This window comes from Flavobacterium sp. LMO6 (assembly GCF_009495795.1).
Lineage (GTDB): Bacteria > Bacteroidota > Bacteroidia > Flavobacteriales > Flavobacteriaceae > Flavobacterium.
The window spans coordinates 78,621-96,966 of sequence record NZ_WIBH01000011.1; the positions used below are offsets into that span (position 1 = coordinate 78,621).

The window sequence follows — 18,346 nt, forward strand, 5'->3', positions numbered from 1 at the left end:
TAAGTTATTTCACAATAATTAAGATTAATTGATAATAAAACAAATTAAAAAATTTAATCATTGATATAAAATAAATTAGATTGACTTATTTTGAAAAAACTTGACTAGATTAGTTTACTCAAAGAATATTTTTAGTTTTCTACTGTAGTTTATTTTAGCAAGATAGTCTATGAATTCAGGTAATTCTGATAATGTTAGCAAGCCGTTTGTGTTTTGAGGATTTAATTCGCAATTGAAGTCCTCTATGTGTTTTTTGTATTTGATTTCACCCAAAGTAAAAAGCAATAATAGATACGCATAACGTTCCATTCTTTTTTTATTCAACTCCCAATCGTTTTCCTTGCAATACAATGTCAGAATTATTTTTTTAGTTGCGGCATTGTAATCTTCTAATTTGATTTGGGTGCTTTGGATTGCTTCTAACAAATCGCTTGGTAGTGTTGGGATTTCAAGATTTAATGGTGTTATGTAAACTTGAACTGAGAAGAAGTTTAGGATTGGTATTTTTTCTTGTAACTCTTTCATTTTAGGGAATAGTTTTCTGTAGCCGTGAGCTGTTATGAAAACCTTTAATTTGTTTTCATCTTGTGGGTGTTTAGTAATGAAATATTCAATTCGTTTGGAAACGAAGTTGAGGTTTCTTTGAAGGTGAAAGAGTACTTCGCCTTTGTTGATTTCTAGTTTGTAGGCGTGGTAAATTGCTTGTTCGTTGTCTTGGAACCAGTTCCAGAAGTTTTGGATGGTTTTTATTTGGCGAGGGTTTAGTTGTTTGTTCATTTTGTTTCAAGTTTAAGGTTTCAGGTTGTGGTTTTAAGCTGCGCTTAAAATAGTAAGCCTACTTCGTAGGAGATACCTAGCTTCGCGCGGTATGACAAACCCATGGCATTAAAAATTTATCTTTTATCCCTGGATTCATTACTGAAGGTAATTAGGTTGAACATTGACCTCATTCGGGAGCGGAGGCGGTTACCGTAGAGGGTTTCGATTTCGCTGGCAGAGAGGTTTGTGGTGATGTGGGTAATGGATTGATTTTGAACGAAATCTTCATAGCGTGAGATTATTATTTCTGCCATGACGTTGAGGTCGTTGCCGTAGTGTTTGATGTTTTGTTCGGCTCCTAAGTCGTCGAAACAGTAGCCGATTAAACGTGATTGCGTGTGTTCTTTTTGGGTGTAATGATGAAGTGATTCGAAGCCATTTTTTGCGAATTCGAAAGATATTTCTCTACATGTTTTAATTTTGTAGTCGTGTTTGTGGTAAAAAAATGGTCGAATTAATGCCATAATTGACGTTTTACCGCATCCAATTGGTCCCGACAATAAAATACCTTTCCGAAGGTCTAAATTGAGCTCTAAAGCCATTTTTTCATCTCGAATAGCATAAATTACCAATTTGAAAATGGTTTGGTGGTCGATGGCTTCAATTTTGAAATAACGACCGTAGATGAGTTTGCCCTGGTACTCGATGTAGTTTAAGCACCAATTGAAGTTATAGACTTTGATTCCGTTTTGGATAACGAAAGTGTCTTTGATGGTATTAAAGTGCTTCTCCATAATTTTTTTGATTAGTTACGTGAAGGTGGTTTGGGTTGAGGTTTATTGTTTTGGTTTCTGTTCTAACAGAATTATTCGGTTTGTTTCCAAACTTCTTTGTGTTAAGCATCCAATTTCTTGCCGCTGCTTTCCAATCTTTCATTTTGGTTCTACCACCGACTAACCAGCCGTTGCTTTCGAAATAGTTAAAGAACCGTTGTGCTTCGATTTCGGGAAAGTTTTTTTCGAGGAAGTAGATTTGGGCATCTTCAAGACTTGGAGTAGTTTTATTAATTTCTATTTTCTTCTTTTTTTCGCGCAACTTTTTTTCTTCTTTTAAATCCGTTACTACAACCTCATCAAAATTTGAATTTCCTGAAATCAATTTTTTTTCATTTTTTGAAATTTCTTGCTTAGCTATGTTTATAATGTTTGTATTGTTTATATTGTTTATATAAGGTACATGTTTAGAGCTTGTTTGATGCTTGTTCAGCGCTTGTTTAGTAACCTGTTCATCAACCTGTTCAATGGCTTGGTCATTTTTTGACTTGGTTGCACGCTTTTTTAGTTCTTTTTTTGGAACTGGTTTGGTGAAAAAATCTAGGTTGCAGACTTCCAAAATGGAACCTTTAAATGGGTTGAATGATGGTTTATAAATCACGTATTCTCTTTCGGTTAAATCTTTCATGCATTTGTGGTAGGTTGCTGTTGATGCAATTTTGCTGATGCGCATCAATTCATCACGTGAAATGCTAATTGGATTTTGAAAACGGTTTTGGTTCCATAGTTGAAATATGGCCATATAGAGGCTTATGTGTGTTGGGTTGAGGTCGTAATCGGCGCTTACTTTTTCGAAGAAGCCGGTCAGGTGTTTGATGTAGTTCATGAATGAGTGATTAGTGAATAGTAATTAGTGATAAGCGCTGCTTGAACTGCATTCAAGGGTTAGCCTACTTTGCAGGAGATACTTTGGCAAGCTCAGTATGACAACTTTGTGTATGAGATTTGCAGATACATACTTCACAAGTGCCGTTGCAGGTGTTTGTGTTTTCTCCATATTACTTTTCTAGCATTTTTACGATATCCTCGTAGTTGTAGTAGATGATGCCTCCGATTCGTTTGTATTTTAGGGTGCCGTTGATTCGGAGGTTTTGTAGGGTGCCAGGGGAGATTTTTAGAATTTCACGGACTTCGGCTGATTTGAGCCAAGGTTTGTTAAGTGTTTCTTGAGTAGTTGAGCTTTTGATTTCACGAAGTAGAAAATTTCCAAAGTTTAGTAAATCTCTTTTTGTTACCATTTGGTGGTTTAGCAGTTCGATGTTGTCTGTTTCTGGGAACAGGGCTTTGTGATTGAAATTCATAATGCTATGTTTTGAAGTTATTTGGTACAAAACAATTGCATTTGAAAAAGAAAAGTTCCCAAGTTGGTACCAACTTGGGAACGATTTTTATGCTTTTTGAGGGAAATTAGTTGTTTTTAGTTTAAATCATTTTCGATTTTGATTTCTAGTGCAGCTTGCAACTGATTTAAAAATCGGGTTTGATCCGATTTTCGGTTTTTGATATCAATGAAGCTTCTAGTGATGTTATCACCCAAATCGATTTGAAAAGCTTTTTCAAAAACGTGGGTAATCTCTTTTATATCTGCTTGACCATTATCAAAAACTTTAGCTTCGTGTAAGGCGTAAATGAGTTCGATTAAATCTACTTTTTTGGCTGTCCAATGTAGGTTGGAATTAAATTTGTTTGTAGATATTGCACATGATTGGTTTAAATTATCGATACGATTTTCAATGTGTAGCGCAAGCAATTCAAAAGCGATTACTTCAGCTAGTAAATAATCATAAGACGTACATAATTTTGCATCATGAATTATGACTGAACAATCATTCAAAAACAAGTCTTTGTACTTTTTCCTAGTAAAGTACAATTCATCAAAATGGGTGGAATGGGTTTTTATATATTTGATGAATTCTCTGTTTTTTCTGTGGAATTGGTTGATTGCATACAACTTTTTTTCAAAGTGTTTTACTCGTTTATTTTTGTCTAAAGGTAATGTAGCAACTAATAAGAGTATTTCTTTATAGAAAATCAGTTTGGCTACAATATTCGGTTTGATTTCTTTGAAGAATTTGATTTCTTCTTGAGTGGTTTCGAAGACATGATTTTTTAGCCAGTCGGTTAATTGTTTTAGAATGTCTTCAATGAAAATAATAATTTTTTTTGCTTTTTCTACTTCATTTGAATAGGTGTTAAGGATTAGACTTAATTCGTGTTCAAAATCTACCAAACAATTGTTTTTTATACTTGCTATCATAAAAAAAATAGATTTTAGTTTGTCAAATAAAACTAAAATCTATTAATAATATTGCAAGTAAAATGTTAAAAAATTAAAAGTTTTCCTATAAAGTCAAACTTACCTTTTCATTGTTTTCCTGTTTATGCAAACTTTTAAATTTATCCTTCAAAATTAGCATATCCTCACTGATTTTCTTATCCAAAATCTTAGCATAATGCTGCGTTGTTTTTAGGTTAGTATGTCCTAGCATTTTGCTTACGGTTTCGATTGGAACACCATTACTCAATGTTACAGTTGTTGCAAAAGTGTGTCGTGCAATATGAAAAGTTAACTCTTTGTTGATTCCGCATACATCAGCAATTTCTTTTAAGTAAGCATTCATTTTTTGGTTAGAGAGAATAGGAAGAATACTACCTGTGTTCAAACAAACTGGATTCTCAGAATATTTATCAATAATCATTTCTGCAACTGGTAACAATGGAATTTTTGAAGCTATATCTGTCTTTTGACGATTTTTAAAAATCCATTTACTACCATCAATCCCAATACTAATATTTTCCTTTTTAAGCTGCTGTACATCCACATAAGCTAAACCTGTAAAACAACTAAAAACAAAAATGTCTCTTACAAGTTCTAATCTAGGTATCACGAATTGTTTGTTCAACATACTTTCAATTTCAAGCTCGGTTAAATATTCTCTCTCTACAACTTTGAGTTTGGCTTTGTAGTTAGATAGTGGGTCTTTTTCTATCCAACCATTATCAAGACAGATATTGATGATTTTACCGACACTTTTTACATATTTAATAGTCGTATTGTTGTTGCACTTCAAAGTAGATCTTAGATAAAAATCAAATCCGGTCATCATTGCAAAATCTATTTTCTTAACAGGAACATCCGAAACATTATAACTCCCTACAAGATACTTTTCAAAATGTGACAAAGTAGTTTTGAAATTCTTCCAAGTGTTATAGGAATATTCAGTTCCAATAAGTTTATCCATTTTATCGTTGTGGTCTTTAAACACCTTTACAATGGTGATTGCTTTTTCTTCTTTACCAAATAATTTATTTCGTAATGTTTCAAATGTGATTACTTCATTCTCCAGAAGTAGTTGTTTTTGAGCTTCAAACAATTTGTTGCTTAACAATGTTAGATATTCATTCACTGAACGAGCTTCTTCTGAATTTCCTTTCATTTTGCGCATTTCAGTTGACCATTTGGATTTTTCTACTTGTTTTTGGGTAGAAATTTCGAATCGTTTTCCATCTACAGTAACTCTCATGTAAATTGGAATTAGTCCTTTTGAAGTCGTTTTAGCGGACTTCAAAATAAATGTTGAAGAGATTTTTGCATTCATAGTCTGGTAACCTTTTGATTAAATAATTTACTAATTCTTTATTATTTAGTCAAGATGTTTAATGATTGAACAGCCTTATTTTATTGGGCTTTCCGTCATTTTAGGGGACCCTTTTTTGATTTTCAAAATAGGTCACCTAATTGGACACCTTGCGAATGCTATTTCTTGAATAATTTGGAGGGATTGAAAATGAAAAAACCCCTTAAATCGAATGATTTAAGGGGTTTTGGTTGATTTTGTACTTAAAATCGTACCCGGAGTGGGAATCGAACCCACACACCTAAGTACACGAGTTTGAGTCGTGCGCGTCTACCAATTCCGCCATCCGGGCAATGGAAAATGATAATTTTATCATTAAGAGGATGCAAATGTAAAAAATAATTCTGCAATTCATAAAAAAATAGTTAAAAATATCCTTTCAGAGTTCGATTTTATTTCTAAATTTGCACCTCGTTAACACGACACAACACTAACTAACTACTAAACAATAAATTAACATGCTGTATCAAGAACCGGAAGCAAAAATTTTTGCATGTTCTCAGAGTGTGTACTTAGCTGAACAAATTGCTGAAAAGTATGGCGTTCAAATGGGTAAAGTTACGTTCTCTAAATATAGTGATGGCGAATTTCAGCCTTCTTTTGAAGAATCAATAAGAGGATTGCGCGTATTCCTAGTTTGTTCTACATTTCCAAGTGCAGACAATTTAATGGAATTATTATTAATGATAGATGCAGCTAAAAGAGCATCTGCCAGACATATTACAGCGGTAATTCCTTACTTTGGTTGGGCAAGACAAGACAGAAAAGATAAGCCAAGAGTGCCAATAGGAGCTAAATTAGTTGCAAAACTTTTAGAAACTGCTGGAGCAACTCGAATCATGACAATGGATTTACACGCCGATCAAATTCAAGGATTTTTTGAAAAGCCAGTAGACCACTTGTTTGCATCAACTATCTTTTTGCCTTATGTGAGAAGTTTAAATTTAGAAAATTTAACCATCGCATCTCCAGACATGGGAGGTTCAAAAAGAGCCTATGCGTATTCTAAATTTTTAGAATCTGATGTAGTGGTTTGTTACAAACAAAGAAAAAAAGCGAATGTAATTGACACTATGGAGTTGATTGGAGACGTAAAAGGTAGAAATGTTATCTTAGTTGACGACATGATAGACACCGGAGGAACATTAGCAAAAGCAGCTGATGTTATGATGGAAAAAGGAGCATTAAGTGTTAGAGCAATATGTACTCACCCAATTTTATCTGGTGAAGCATATGAAAAAATAGAAAATTCTAAATTATTAGAATTAATTGTTACCGATTCAATTCCGTTAGGAAAAGAATCAAATAAAATAAGAGTGGTAAGTTGTGCACCATTATTTGCAGAAGTAATGCATATGGTACAAAATAACACCTCAATTAGTGGTAAATTTTTGATGTAATCAAGAACAACCACCTTAATAAGAATTTATTAATTATATATATTTTACAATGAAATCAATTACGATTAAAGGATCAGAAAGAGAAAACGTAGGTAAAAAGGCAACTAAAGCCGTACGTGATGCTGGAATGGTTCCTTGCGTTATATACGGAGGAAATCAGCCAGTTCATTTTGTTGCAGACGAAAGAGCATTTAAAGATTTAGTTTACACTCCAAACGCGCACACAGTTGTAATTGAGTTAAACGGAGCGTCTCATAATGTTATTATGCAAGACATTCAGTTTCACCCAGTTTCTGACAAAATTTTACACATTGACTTCTTCAATTTAAGTGACGACAAAGAAATCGTTATGGAAGTACCAGTTAAAATTACAGGAACTTCTCCAGGTGTTTTATTAGGAGGTGTTTTACGTTTAAACCAACGTCGTTTAAAAGTTAAAGCTTTACCTAAAAACTTACCTGACTTTGTTGAAGCAAGTATTTCTGAATTACAAATGGGTAACAAATTGTATGTAACTAAATTAGAAACAAACAATTTCAAATTAATGCACCCAGACAACACTGTTGTTTGTCAAGTAAGAATTTCTCGTGCTGCAATGAAAGCTGCTCAAGAAGCTGCAAAAGCAGAAAAAGGTGGAAAAAAGAAAAAATAATTTCTTTACAAACTATACAAAAGAAGCATCAGTTTTTACTGGTGCTTTTTTTATGCTTTCAACTTTCTAAACTTTGCACTACTTTTACAACATGAATTGGTTTTTAACTTTATTTAAGAAAAACAAACAAGAAGACACTATTCCAATGAAGAAATTCTTAATTGTTGGGCTTGGAAACATTGGCTCAGAATACGCAAATACGCGACACAATATCGGTTTTAAAATTTTAGATTACATTGCTAATCAAGAAGGTATTTCGTTTCAAACGGTAAAACTAGGCGAAGTTGCCGAACTCAAAATAAAAGGTAGAACCTTATTACTATTAAAACCAAACACCTATATGAACTTAAGCGGTAAAGCAGTAAAACATTGGTTAGAAAAAGAAAATATTGAAAAAGAAAACATGTTAGTCATAACCGATGATTTGAATTTAGCTTTTGGAACTATTCGAATTAAAACAAAAGGTAGCGATGGTGGTCATAACGGACTTAAAAACATTCAACTTTTACTAAACTCAACTGAATATCCTCGTTTTAGATTTGGAATAAGCGATGCTTTTAAAAAAGGACAACAAGTTAACTATGTTTTAGGAGAATGGGATGCCGAAGAAAAAGAAAAACTAAAAGAACGTCTTGAAATAAGCTCAGAAATAGTAAAATCGTTTGCTTTAGCAGGCTTAAACAACACTATGAATACTTATAATGGAAAATAAATAATTTATATATGAAACAAGCTGTATTATTCTTAAGTTTTCTATGCATGAGCTGTAATTGTGCAAAAAATCAAGTTAATAATTCAATTGTTAAAAAAACATCTAGTAGTTCCTGTCCTAATGACGGAAAATGCACAACTAATTTAATCGAAAATAAAAGTTTAAATATTAAAACAGATGCAACTGGTGCCATATATTATGAATTAACAGATAATTCAAAAACTTCTATTATTAAATTTGAATATAACAAAACGGTAGATACAACATTCCAAGACAATAGTTATAGAGAAGAAGTTTTATTTGAAATCCCAAATCAGTTTGATGAAATTAATTTAAAGGACGACAAACTTGAATTAGTTAAAATGATTTTTGGGAAGCATTGTTTTTGCAAAGGGCAAGCCGGAATTTTCACTATTATAAAAGGAAAACTAAACCTCAAAAAAAAAGAAAAAACCACCTCCTTTAATTTAGAATTTGAAATTCTAAATATTGACCATAAGATTAAAAAGATTTCGGGAACTATAAAATAAAAAAGCGCCAAATTATAATTTGGCGCTTTTTTTTAATTATTAAACTAAGAGATTATTCTTTCACAATCTTCTTAGTTTCTTTTCTAGAACCATCTTGAACCGTTACAAGATAAACTCCAGATTGAACATTACTCAATTGTAAATTTTCATTAAACAACCCATTATTTGTATAAGATTTAGAATAAATTTCTCTTCCTCTTATATCATGAACATTTATTTTAATTTCATTTCCAGAATTAGAATTGAACTGAATATTGAAATTACCATTATTTGGATTAGGGAATAAAGTGAAATTTTCTAATCCAAAGTTATCACTTGATAAAGTAATGGATTGAGTACAAACTTCAATCGCCCATGAATTTAAGTTTCCATCATCACCAGTATAAACATCATAAACTCTTAATGTCCAATTCCCTTGTGGATTTTGTCCATTAAATACTGATAAACTTTCTCCAGAACCCACTGTTTGTAATGTTGCACCACCTGCTGTACAGTTTACAGCCACTCCACTGTTAACTAAATTTAAATTTAACGTACCATTTGTAGCTCCACAAAATCTGTTATAAACTTTAACAAAAGTAGATGGATTAACAGGACTACTAATATCTGTTACAACATCAGACAAATAACTATGAGTGATATTATTAAACACACTAATACTACTTATTTGACCTGTCATTGGAACATTAATGGTGCCTATTTGATTTGCAGGAAATCCTGCAGATGTAACAATTGGCATAGATGTACCACTATAAGTGTTACATGTTGTTGTAACAACATACCCTAAAGAAAAATTAGGTGAAACTGCATAGAAAATATTTCCAACTGCTTCAATAAGAATTCTACAATTTAAAGCAGGTGTAGAAGGCAAAGTAACTAACTGACTACCATCATTAGCAGTATTTGCAACTAATGTAGAAAATGTTGCTCCTCCATCTGTTGAAATTAATATATTTACGTTAGCGGTATTAATACCGTTAGCAGTTGTACCTGCTACATCCCAACTAATTGTTTGAGAACTACTTGTGTTCCAAGAAGTAGATGCAACAGGACTAGTAACTCTAAAAGGGCCTACATTAGCAGTAGTAACAACCATATCATCTCTATTCGTCATTCCTCCACCTGCTCTATTATCTCTTACAGTTAAAGCAAAAGTCATAGATCTTGCCACATTAGGGACAACCTCCCAAGTGGGAGCTAAATTACCATTTAATACATCTGAAAACGCTGGCATATATCTATTTGGTGATGTACTTGGTGGTAATGATTTAAAATTTGGCCCAGTTGTCGCTGTTTGTAAAGGTGGCTGGGTAGTTACTTCATTATTATATTGCTCCCAACAATATGTCAAAGCATCGCCATTAGCATCAGTAGCAGACCCTTTTAAAATAAAAGCAGTGCCTTTAGGAATAGTAAAATTTGCCCCAGCATTAACAACTGGTGCTATATTTCCATTGGCACTAATTGCTCTACAAGATGCAGCTCCACTTGTTACAAATGAAGTCATTTGTAAAATACTTCTTGCATGAAAATGAGCATCTGAATTTGTTTGAACATTAGGTGCGCAAATTCCAGCATAACCTAATATTGTGCTCGCACTTCCTGGCTCATATGCTGAAGCTGCAGATCTGTTACAATTATTATTTTGAGTATGACTAGCTCCAAACTGGTGTCCCATCTCATGTGCAACATAATCTACATCAAATGGATCACCTACTGGAGCAGGATTTCCAGTAATTCCTCTTGCTTTCCCGGATCCACATACCGACGAAACTTGAGCAATACCAGAATCTGTAGTGCAATATCCATGCCCCATATCGTAATTTGCAGAACCAATTAGTCCATCAACTATAGGTTGTATTTCATCAATCATTGTTGGCGAATTAGTATAGCTGTCTGAATCAATAAATATAACCAAATCGTTATTAGCAACTAAATTCATTCGTAAAGACATATCTCTTTCATAAATCCCGTTTAACCTGGTTAAACTTACAACCATTGCAGATAATACTACTCCTTTTTTTACAGCTAAGGAAGCTCCTGCAGGAGTTCCTGCTGCGGTTAAATGATATGCTGCATATTCAATGGTATTTGAAATCGCTAATCTGTATTGACGTAAATTTCCATCATTTACTAAAATTTGATTTTCATATCCTTTATTTGTTTCAAAAGCGGGATCGCTATCTTGAACAAAACAGCCAAAGGTTCTTGCCTTTTGAACATCTTTTCTACTGTAAATGATGTAATTATTTAAATCTTTAGTATATGTATCTATGTAATAGGTACCCATTTTACCAGAAAGCGACATTACATGTAATCCAAAGTGAGTTATACTAAATCTTAATGTTGACGTTGGATCATCAATTCCTTGAGCCGAATAGGATCTAATTGAAGGAAATTTATCAGACAATTCTTTTTCCATTACAGGAGCTTCAAAAACTTTATAATTCTTTAAAATCCCTTCAAAATCAGGAAATTGAACAATTAAATTTGATGATAATGTTGCATTTTCCATTGGAGCGCTCAACAGTAATTCTTTAAATGCGCTAAAATCTAAATGAAATAATTGAGATCTTGACGGATGAACATCTCTATCCATCTTTTCATTACTTTTCAGTTTGTCTTCAGAAGTTTTAGTCCAGAAATTACCTTGTCCAAAACCTAAGTTTACAAACAAAATAATTGCTAAAAAAAATTGTAATTTTTTTTTCATTTTGATAGTTATTTTTTGGGTTAATAAACAAATTTATGCTTTTTATGTTAAATTACAAAAAAAAAGAGAAGGCTGTAGCCTTCTCTTTTTAGTACTTTTAAAGTAAAATACTTATTCTACTATAATTTTCTTAGTTATTTTTCTAGAACCATCTTGAATTTTAACTAGATAAATTCCAGATTCTACATTATCTAATTGAATTGATTCATTAAACAATCCATTGTTTTGATATTGTTGATCAAAGATAACTCTTCCTCTTACATCAAATATCACAACGTTAGTTTTTTCTGACGAAGGTGTAAATTGAATATTGAAAGTTCCGTTATTTGGATTAGGAAACAACCCGATTTCGTTAAATTCAAAATTATCTGTTGGTAAACTTTGTTGTCTAGCAAAAGAATAAACTCCTTGAATTCCTCCTGTAAATGTAGCTGTTAAAGTAACCCCCGTACCAAAAGAACCAATAGTTAAAGGTTGAACTTCTCTTGATACACCGTCTCTAGCCACATACAATAAAGATCTATTATTTCCTGTAAAAGCTTCCCAACCTGCAATTTCAGCTTCTGTAAAATAGAAGGTTATTGTTGCATTTCCTGAAACAACACTAGCTGGTGTAATTGTAAATTGTTTAGACATTGCATAATCTAAAACATTTACTGATGATCCGTATTGTAAAGCACTTGAACCAGCTCTAGTTACAGCTGCTGATGTACAACCATAGCTACTAGCGTCATTAACAGTTACTCTCGCAGCAATATCTCTTGTTGTTTGATCCATAAAAGCCGCAGTACCTGATCCTGACAAAATGTTTTGACCTGCAGTTGGAGTATTCACATTTGATTCAATAGCAATTGCAACATCAGAAAGCACCTCAACATCATCTAACATAAACACAAATTCATCAGCAGAAACACATTGAATTGCAATATAGACATTTTGATTATTATATGCTGATAAATTATAAGTATACTCTGTCCATGTTAGTGGCGGAATTGTGTAAGGGAAAGTTGAAATTAAAGTAAAACTGGCAGGATTTGTGTTAGTCGTAGAAACTAATACTTTGAAACGTTCTCCTCCATTGTAATTATTAGTTAAACTTTTTGCCCAAAATTTCAATTGACTATTAGTTCCCAAAGATATTTGAGGTGTAAAGATATAATCACTATTTAAAGCTGGAGCTGGAGTTTCTGCGTTATAACAATAATAGCCTTTACTTCCTGAATGAGCATCATAACCAGAACCCGCAGCTGATGGTGTAGTTTGACTAGGATTGAAAACTATAAAAGTTCCTGTGTATCCTTCATTAGGGAAATTATACGTATCATCAACATATGTAGATTTGCCATCATTATCTAGCATTGTCCATCCACCAACATTACCAATTGTGAAATCTGGATATGTTTCAAATCCATCATAGAAAATTTGTTGCCCTGGTAATACTGCTGCTAGTGCTGTATCGTCATTCATGATTTTCAAATTAAAAAGACTACCTCCATTTGGATTTGCCAATGCATTTCCTCCATTGGCATTAACGGTAAATGTCAAAACAAGTTCTTCATCCGTTTCAACATAAACATCATTTAAAACTCTAAAAACTAAATTTTGCTCCGCTGTAGAACCCGCATTAAAAGTAACTGAAGGAGTCATAATTTGAATATCTGATGCATTTGCAACAGAAGTACCATCAACCATAAATGTAACAACAGCATTTGCAGAAGGCGCTTTGTCTATACTTAATGGAACTGTAAATTCAGTATAACTACAACCATTGCCTTCTATTACTGATTTTACAGGTCTTTGCTCACACACTGGTCTTTTAAATTGAATATATGGAGACGAGGAAGTACATACAGTTGACACTAATAAATCATCTCTTCTAGGAGAATTCATTAATACAGCAAGCATTCTATCTTTCTGATCCTGTGTAAAAATATTCATACAACCATCATCAGAATAATCCATATAATTCTGAATTTGTCTTGTAACACCACATTGTGTTGGTGCAATACATCCGCCAGTTCCTGCTCCGGCATAATAATCTGCAGAACAATTTGGGGTATCAGCACAAAAATCATCAACTGTACAATCTCCGTCACCCCAAGTATGACGTAAACCAAACATATGCCCCACTTCATGTGTCATAGTTCTCCCTTTGTCATACTGAGTTCCTCCATAAGATCCTGTTGGAAAAATAGTTCGAGAACCCCATGTATTAAAACTACAAACCACTCCATCAGTTGAAGCTTCACCTGTAATACAATCTTCTGTAGGCATACCATCTAAACCGGATCCGGTTGGAAATTGAGCATAACCTAAAACACCATTTAAATCTCCAGTGAAACGAAATGTCCACATATTTAAATATTTAGTAGGATCCCAAATAGTATTTGCTTTAGCAGTTTCTACCGCAGCACTATTAAAACTTGCAATTCCTAAATTTCTTCTATCAATACCGTTAGTAGGATTTCCAGAAGGATCAACCTGAGCCATACAAAATTCGATAGTGGTATCTACTCCAGCACCAAAACCAGGAGTACCCGTCAATTTTCTATAATCTTGATTGAAAACGGTAATTTGCGACAATACTTGTCCATCCAAAATATTTTCTCCAGAACCCACAGCATCTCCGTTATGAATTACGTGTACAACAACCGGAATTTTAATAACCGAAGGCAATCTCCCAAGTTGTCTTAATCTTTGAATTTCTGCAATTTTAGGAGCCAACCAAGCTTCAAAAACATCATCACTTGGAACTGTTCTTCTAGCTTGTTTGCTTTTCGTATACTCTGTAGAAGCACATCTTACTATGCCATTTGGCGCAAAAGTTCTAGCTCTTGAAACAGAAGCACTAAAATCTCCTGTCGATTGACTTACACTTGGTTGCTTATTTTGCCCAAAAGCAAAAAAACCATAAAGCATAAGTGTTAATAAAAATAATTTTTTCTTCATTTTCTGGTTAAGTTTACAATTAATTAACAAATATAATTTTTTTTTTTATTTTTTTAACAAAATCACAAAAAAAGAGAAGGCTAAAGCCTTCTCTTTAAAATTATTATAAAAAAATTATAATTATTGAACTACAACTTTCTTAACTTCTTTTTTAGAACCATCTTGAACAGTTACTAAATAAACACCCGATTGAACATTGCTTAATTGTAAATTTTCATTAAACAAACCGTTGTTCGTATAAGATTTAGAATAAATTTCTCTTCCTCTTATATCATGAACATTTATTTTAATTTCATTTCCAGAATTAGAATTGAACTGAATGTTAAAGTTACCGTTGTTAGGGTTTGGATATAAAGTGAAATTATCTAATCCAAATGATTCATTTGCAAGTACTGCTACATTTTCAGATCTACATAAATTAAATGTTACTTTTTCAATTGTTCCTGTAGTACCATCTCCAACTACAGCATCTGTAAAGAAAATCACCCAGCTACCTGCGGCAGAATTACCATTAAAACCATCTATAGCAACAGCTGAACCTGTGCCAGGAGGAATTGTATTTGCACCACTTGTAGATGCGGCACAATTTAAAGCTGATCCAGATGTATCAAAGTTTAAATTCATATTCGCAGAACCTGAACAAGAACCATTAAAAAATTGAGTAACTCCTGTTGCAAGATGACCTGGTCTAACTCCTAAAAATATTGAACCTAAGTTACCATGAGTCAACTCAACTTTAATATTTGCATCTGTTAAAACAAAAGCATCTGGAACAGTTACACTGTATCCAACAAAACTTGTTGAATTTTCAGGAATAGCAAGCCCTCCAAAATTTATAACATAATCTGTACATACATCTTGAGGTTGGTAGGTATAGTTTCCAACAGCAAATGATTTACTTATATTAAAGAAAATATTACCACTAGCTTTTACTTTAAATCTACAATCTGCTCCAGAAATTCCAGCAGGTAAAGTTACCGATTGAGAACCATCATTAGTTGTTCCTGCAACTAAAGTGTATGGAAATGTTAATCCACCATCATTAGAAAATAAAATATCTACCGTTGATCCACCCGCAATAGTTTGGTGTCCTGTAGTTCCACTAGTAGTTCCAGACCAAGTTACAATTTGAGTAGATCCAATTGCATAAACATTTGAATTTGCAACAGATGGATAAGTTACTGTTAAAGCATCTTTATTTGCTACTGTAACAATTGCATCATCAAAATTAGTTAATCCGCCACCTCCAACAATTGAATTATCTCTTGCTGTTAGTCTAAAATTTAATGTTCTTGCTACAGAAGGCAAGAACTCAACTGCAATTTCAGATCCAGTTGTACTAACTGAACCATTTAAAACAGATTGTAATATTGGGAAAGTTCTTGATGGAGAAGTTGTTGGCTGATACGATCTAAAAACCGGACCTGTTGTTTTTGTTCCAACTGGTACACAATCATTATCTCCAGCTGACAAATTAGTTATACTACATAATTGACTTGCTCCAGTAGCGTCATCATATTGTTCCCAACAATAAGTTAAAGCGCCTCCTCCAGAATCTGTTGCAGATCCAGTTAATGTAAAAGGAGTACTTTTAGGAATTGTATAATCAGCACCTGCATTTACAACCGGCACTCCATGCCCTAAAGCAGTTTCAACATCACATGTTTTTCCGGTCATGTTTGTTTGAACTTGGCCAATACTACCTGCATGAAAATAATCATCTGAATTTCCTTGAACATCTTTAGAAGTAATTCCTGCATAAGCCATAATTGTAGAGCCACTACCTGGTTCATAATTAACAGCATTATCTTCATTTGAATGTGTGAATGTATGATTAGCACCTAATTGGTGACCCATTTCATGAGCTACGTAATCAATATCAAAAGTATCTCCAGAAGGAATGTTGTTTCCAGGAGAAGTAAATCCAGAACCTTTATTTTTATCTATAGTTGAAGCTGTATCATTAGTACAAACACAACCAATACAACCTGCATTTCCACCACCACCAGAAGCGCCAAATAAATGTCCAATATCATAAGCTGCATTATTCGCAGCTAAAGAAGTAGATAATCCAGTTAAATTATCACTTAAATTGTTTTGTAACTCTGCATTCCACGCACCACCTGAACCTGTAGCTCCATCTGAATAAGGATCTGTAGCTGGGTTGTAGTATATTACATTAGTAGAAGCCGCAACTATATTCATGTGTATAGCAAAATCTCTATTATTAACACCATTAACACGAGTCATCGTGTTATTAAAAGCAGTTAATACAAGACCGCTTTGCGCAGCACTAGTAGCTCCAAAATAATTAGAATATTCAGCCACACAAGACAATGCTAAACGAAATGTTCTTAAATTTGCATTACTCGTAAATGTTTCATTTGCATTTTTTCTTAGATTAGCAATTTGTTGCTCATCTTCTGTCAAACAAGTAAAAGGTGATTTCTTATTTACCTTATCTCTACTGTAAAGTGCAAATATTGTTGCATTTTGTGTATAAGGCTCCATAAACTCGGTTGGTTTATTTGCTCTAAATACCATTGTTTGTAAAGAATTGATTCCAAAACTCAAACGTACTTGAGCTGTTTTATCATCTAAACCTCTTCCTGCATAAGCTCTAATATTAGGATATTGAGCCTGCAATTCTTCATCAAAATTTGACGCTTCGAACATTTCAAAACGTTCAAATTTTCCATTTGTATTTGGAATAGTAACAATAACACCTGTTGCGCCAATTTCTTTTCTATCTGGAGCATTTAATAATGATTGTTTAATTGTTTCTACATTTAGTTGAAACAATTTAAATTCTGTAGGAAAATCATCTCTTGTTACAGATTGATGTTTGACCATTTTTGCATTTGGACTAACTTCTTTCCAAAAGTTGTCATTTTGAGCAGATACTGAACAAACTGCAAAAAAAGACGAAAATAAAAATAGTAATGTTTTTTTCATTTTTGGTTAATATTTTAGTTAAAATAAAATTTAGGATTTCAAATTTAATTAAAAAAACTGAATAACAATGCCTTACAAAATAAATTTCATATATATAAAAGAATATTTTAACATTTGAAATAATATTAATTGGTTAAAACTAAAATTTTTAATAAAGTCAATTTATCTTTGCAAAAATAATTTCTTTTGAAAACGTACCATTCGATATTTGATTTTAAAACATCTAAGAAAACCATACTTACTTTAGGAACTTTCGACGGAGTTCACCTAGGGCATAAATCTATTTTAGATAAGTTAAAAAAAGGAACCGAAAAAGGTCGTTATGAATCTGTTGTTCTTACTTTTTTTCCTCACCCAAGAATGGTTTTAAATCAAGATTCAAGCATTAAACTTCTTAATACGATTGATGAAAAGACTATTTTATTAGAAAATTTTGGGATAGACACTTTAATTATTCATCCATTTGATGCTGCTTTTTCTAATTTAACTGCAGAAGATTTTGTTAAAGATATTTTGGTTGATCAATTAAATATTCAGAAAATCATTATTGGTTATGATCATCGTTTTGGCAAAAACAGAACAGCCGATATTAATGATTTAATTGCATTTGGGGAAAAATATGGTTTTGAAGTAGCACAAATTGGCGCCAAAGAAATTGACGAAATTGCTATTAGTTCTACTAAAATTAGAAAAGCTTTATTAGGAGGCGACATCAAATTAACCAATCAATATCTTGGCTATTCTTATTTTATTTCTGGAAAAGTTGTTGAAGGAAAAAAAATTGGCAGAACCATTGGCTTCCCAACGGCCAATATAAAACTATCTGAAACATATAAATTACTACCTAAGAATGGTGTTTACATTGTTTCTTGCAAAATAAACGACACCCTTTTTTACGGAATGATGAACATAGGAAATAATCCTACTATTGGAGACAATGAACAATCTATAGAAGTCCATTTTTTTGAATTAAACCAAGATATATACAACCATAATTTACAAATTTCAATTTTAAAACATATTAGAGAAGAACAAAAATTTAACTCTATTGAAGAACTAAAATCCCAACTTGAAAACGACAAAGCCTTATCAATAGCTTTTATTAAAACGATAATTTAAAAATATTTGTAAAAAAATTCCCGACGCAAATGAGGGCACTGAAAAACATCGACTATTTTGATTAGTACCGTTTTTAGTCAATAAAA

14 protein-coding genes and 1 tRNA gene are annotated in these 18,346 nt (G+C 32.7%); 5 read left to right on the forward strand and 10 right to left on the reverse strand.

Annotation, left to right across the window (positions count from 1 at the left end):
• Window positions 1–114: 114 nt before the first annotated feature.
• The 7 genes from GFJ99_RS11440 to GFJ99_RS11470 all read right to left on the reverse strand — a co-directional run bounded on the left by GFJ99_RS11440 (window position 115) and on the right by GFJ99_RS11470 (window position 5,522).
• A complete protein-coding gene (locus GFJ99_RS11440; protein ID WP_153208908.1) occupies window positions 115–777 on the reverse strand; it encodes a hypothetical protein in 663 nt (220 codons plus the stop codon).
• Window positions 778–893: 116 nt separating this feature from the next.
• Window positions 894–1,553 (reverse strand): ATPase, encoded by a 660-nt coding sequence (locus GFJ99_RS11445; protein ID WP_153208910.1) that lies wholly within the window; start codon window positions 1,551–1,553, stop codon window positions 894–896.
• A complete protein-coding gene (locus tag GFJ99_RS11450; RefSeq protein WP_153208912.1) occupies window positions 1,537–2,418 on the reverse strand; it encodes a transcriptional regulator in 882 nt (293 codons plus the stop codon). The genes GFJ99_RS11445 and GFJ99_RS11450 overlap by 17 nt, the downstream gene beginning before the upstream one ends.
• Window positions 2,419–2,590: 172 nt before the next feature.
• Window positions 2,591–2,893, reverse strand: coding sequence for a helix-turn-helix domain-containing protein (locus GFJ99_RS11455; protein ID WP_153208913.1), 303 nt, complete (start codon window positions 2,891–2,893; stop codon window positions 2,591–2,593).
• 116 nt (window positions 2,894–3,009) lie between these two features.
• On the reverse strand, window positions 3,010–3,849 hold the full coding sequence (locus tag GFJ99_RS11460) for an RteC domain-containing protein (RefSeq protein ID WP_153208916.1): 840 nt from the start codon (window positions 3,847–3,849) through the stop codon (window positions 3,010–3,012).
• Between the two features lie 85 nt (window positions 3,850–3,934).
• Window positions 3,935–5,191 (reverse strand): site-specific integrase, encoded by a 1,257-nt coding sequence (locus tag GFJ99_RS11465; protein WP_153208919.1) that lies wholly within the window; start codon window positions 5,189–5,191, stop codon window positions 3,935–3,937.
• A gap of 251 nt (window positions 5,192–5,442) precedes the next feature.
• Window positions 5,443–5,522, reverse strand: a tRNA-Leu gene (locus tag GFJ99_RS11470).
• A 166-nt stretch (window positions 5,523–5,688) separates the two neighbouring features.
• Between GFJ99_RS11470 and GFJ99_RS11475 the strand changes: the two genes are divergently transcribed.
• The 4 genes from GFJ99_RS11475 to GFJ99_RS11490 all read left to right on the forward strand — a co-directional run bounded on the left by GFJ99_RS11475 (window position 5,689) and on the right by GFJ99_RS11490 (window position 8,524).
• Window positions 5,689–6,630, forward strand: coding sequence for a ribose-phosphate pyrophosphokinase (locus tag GFJ99_RS11475; RefSeq protein ID WP_153208921.1), 942 nt, complete (start codon window positions 5,689–5,691; stop codon window positions 6,628–6,630).
• A 49-nt stretch (window positions 6,631–6,679) separates the two neighbouring features.
• The gene (locus GFJ99_RS11480; protein ID WP_008255053.1) at window positions 6,680–7,282 is read left to right on the forward strand and encodes a 50S ribosomal protein L25/general stress protein Ctc; all 603 of its coding nucleotides are present in this window, start codon (window positions 6,680–6,682) and stop codon (window positions 7,280–7,282) included.
• 145 nt (window positions 7,283–7,427) lie between these two features.
• Entirely contained in the window at window positions 7,428–7,994 is a 567-nt protein-coding gene (pth, locus tag GFJ99_RS11485) for an aminoacyl-tRNA hydrolase (protein ID WP_153208936.1), read from the forward strand.
• A gap of 47 nt (window positions 7,995–8,041) precedes the next feature.
• Window positions 8,042–8,524, forward strand: coding sequence for a hypothetical protein (locus GFJ99_RS11490; protein WP_162524027.1), 483 nt, complete (start codon window positions 8,042–8,044; stop codon window positions 8,522–8,524).
• A 52-nt stretch (window positions 8,525–8,576) separates the two neighbouring features.
• Here the strand turns inward: GFJ99_RS11490 and GFJ99_RS11495 are convergent, their stop codons facing one another.
• The 3 genes from GFJ99_RS11495 to GFJ99_RS11505 form a co-directional block, all read right to left on the reverse strand.
• Window positions 8,577–11,237, reverse strand: a complete 2,661-nt coding sequence (locus GFJ99_RS11495; protein ID WP_153208926.1) for a zinc-dependent metalloprotease family protein — start codon at window positions 11,235–11,237, stop codon at window positions 8,577–8,579.
• A gap of 111 nt (window positions 11,238–11,348) precedes the next feature.
• Complete coding sequence (locus tag GFJ99_RS11500) at window positions 11,349–14,186, reverse strand: T9SS-dependent choice-of-anchor J family protein (RefSeq protein WP_153208928.1); 2,838 nt, start codon at window positions 14,184–14,186, stop codon at window positions 11,349–11,351.
• Window positions 14,187–14,306: 120 nt separating this feature from the next.
• Complete coding sequence (locus GFJ99_RS11505; protein ID WP_153208930.1) at window positions 14,307–17,141, reverse strand: zinc-dependent metalloprotease; 2,835 nt, start codon at window positions 17,139–17,141, stop codon at window positions 14,307–14,309.
• Between the two features lie 186 nt (window positions 17,142–17,327).
• Between GFJ99_RS11505 and GFJ99_RS11510 the strand changes: the two genes are divergently transcribed.
• Window positions 17,328–18,260, forward strand: a complete 933-nt coding sequence (locus GFJ99_RS11510) for a bifunctional riboflavin kinase/FAD synthetase (RefSeq protein WP_153208932.1) — start codon at window positions 17,328–17,330, stop codon at window positions 18,258–18,260.
• Window positions 18,261–18,346: the final 86 nt, after the last annotated feature.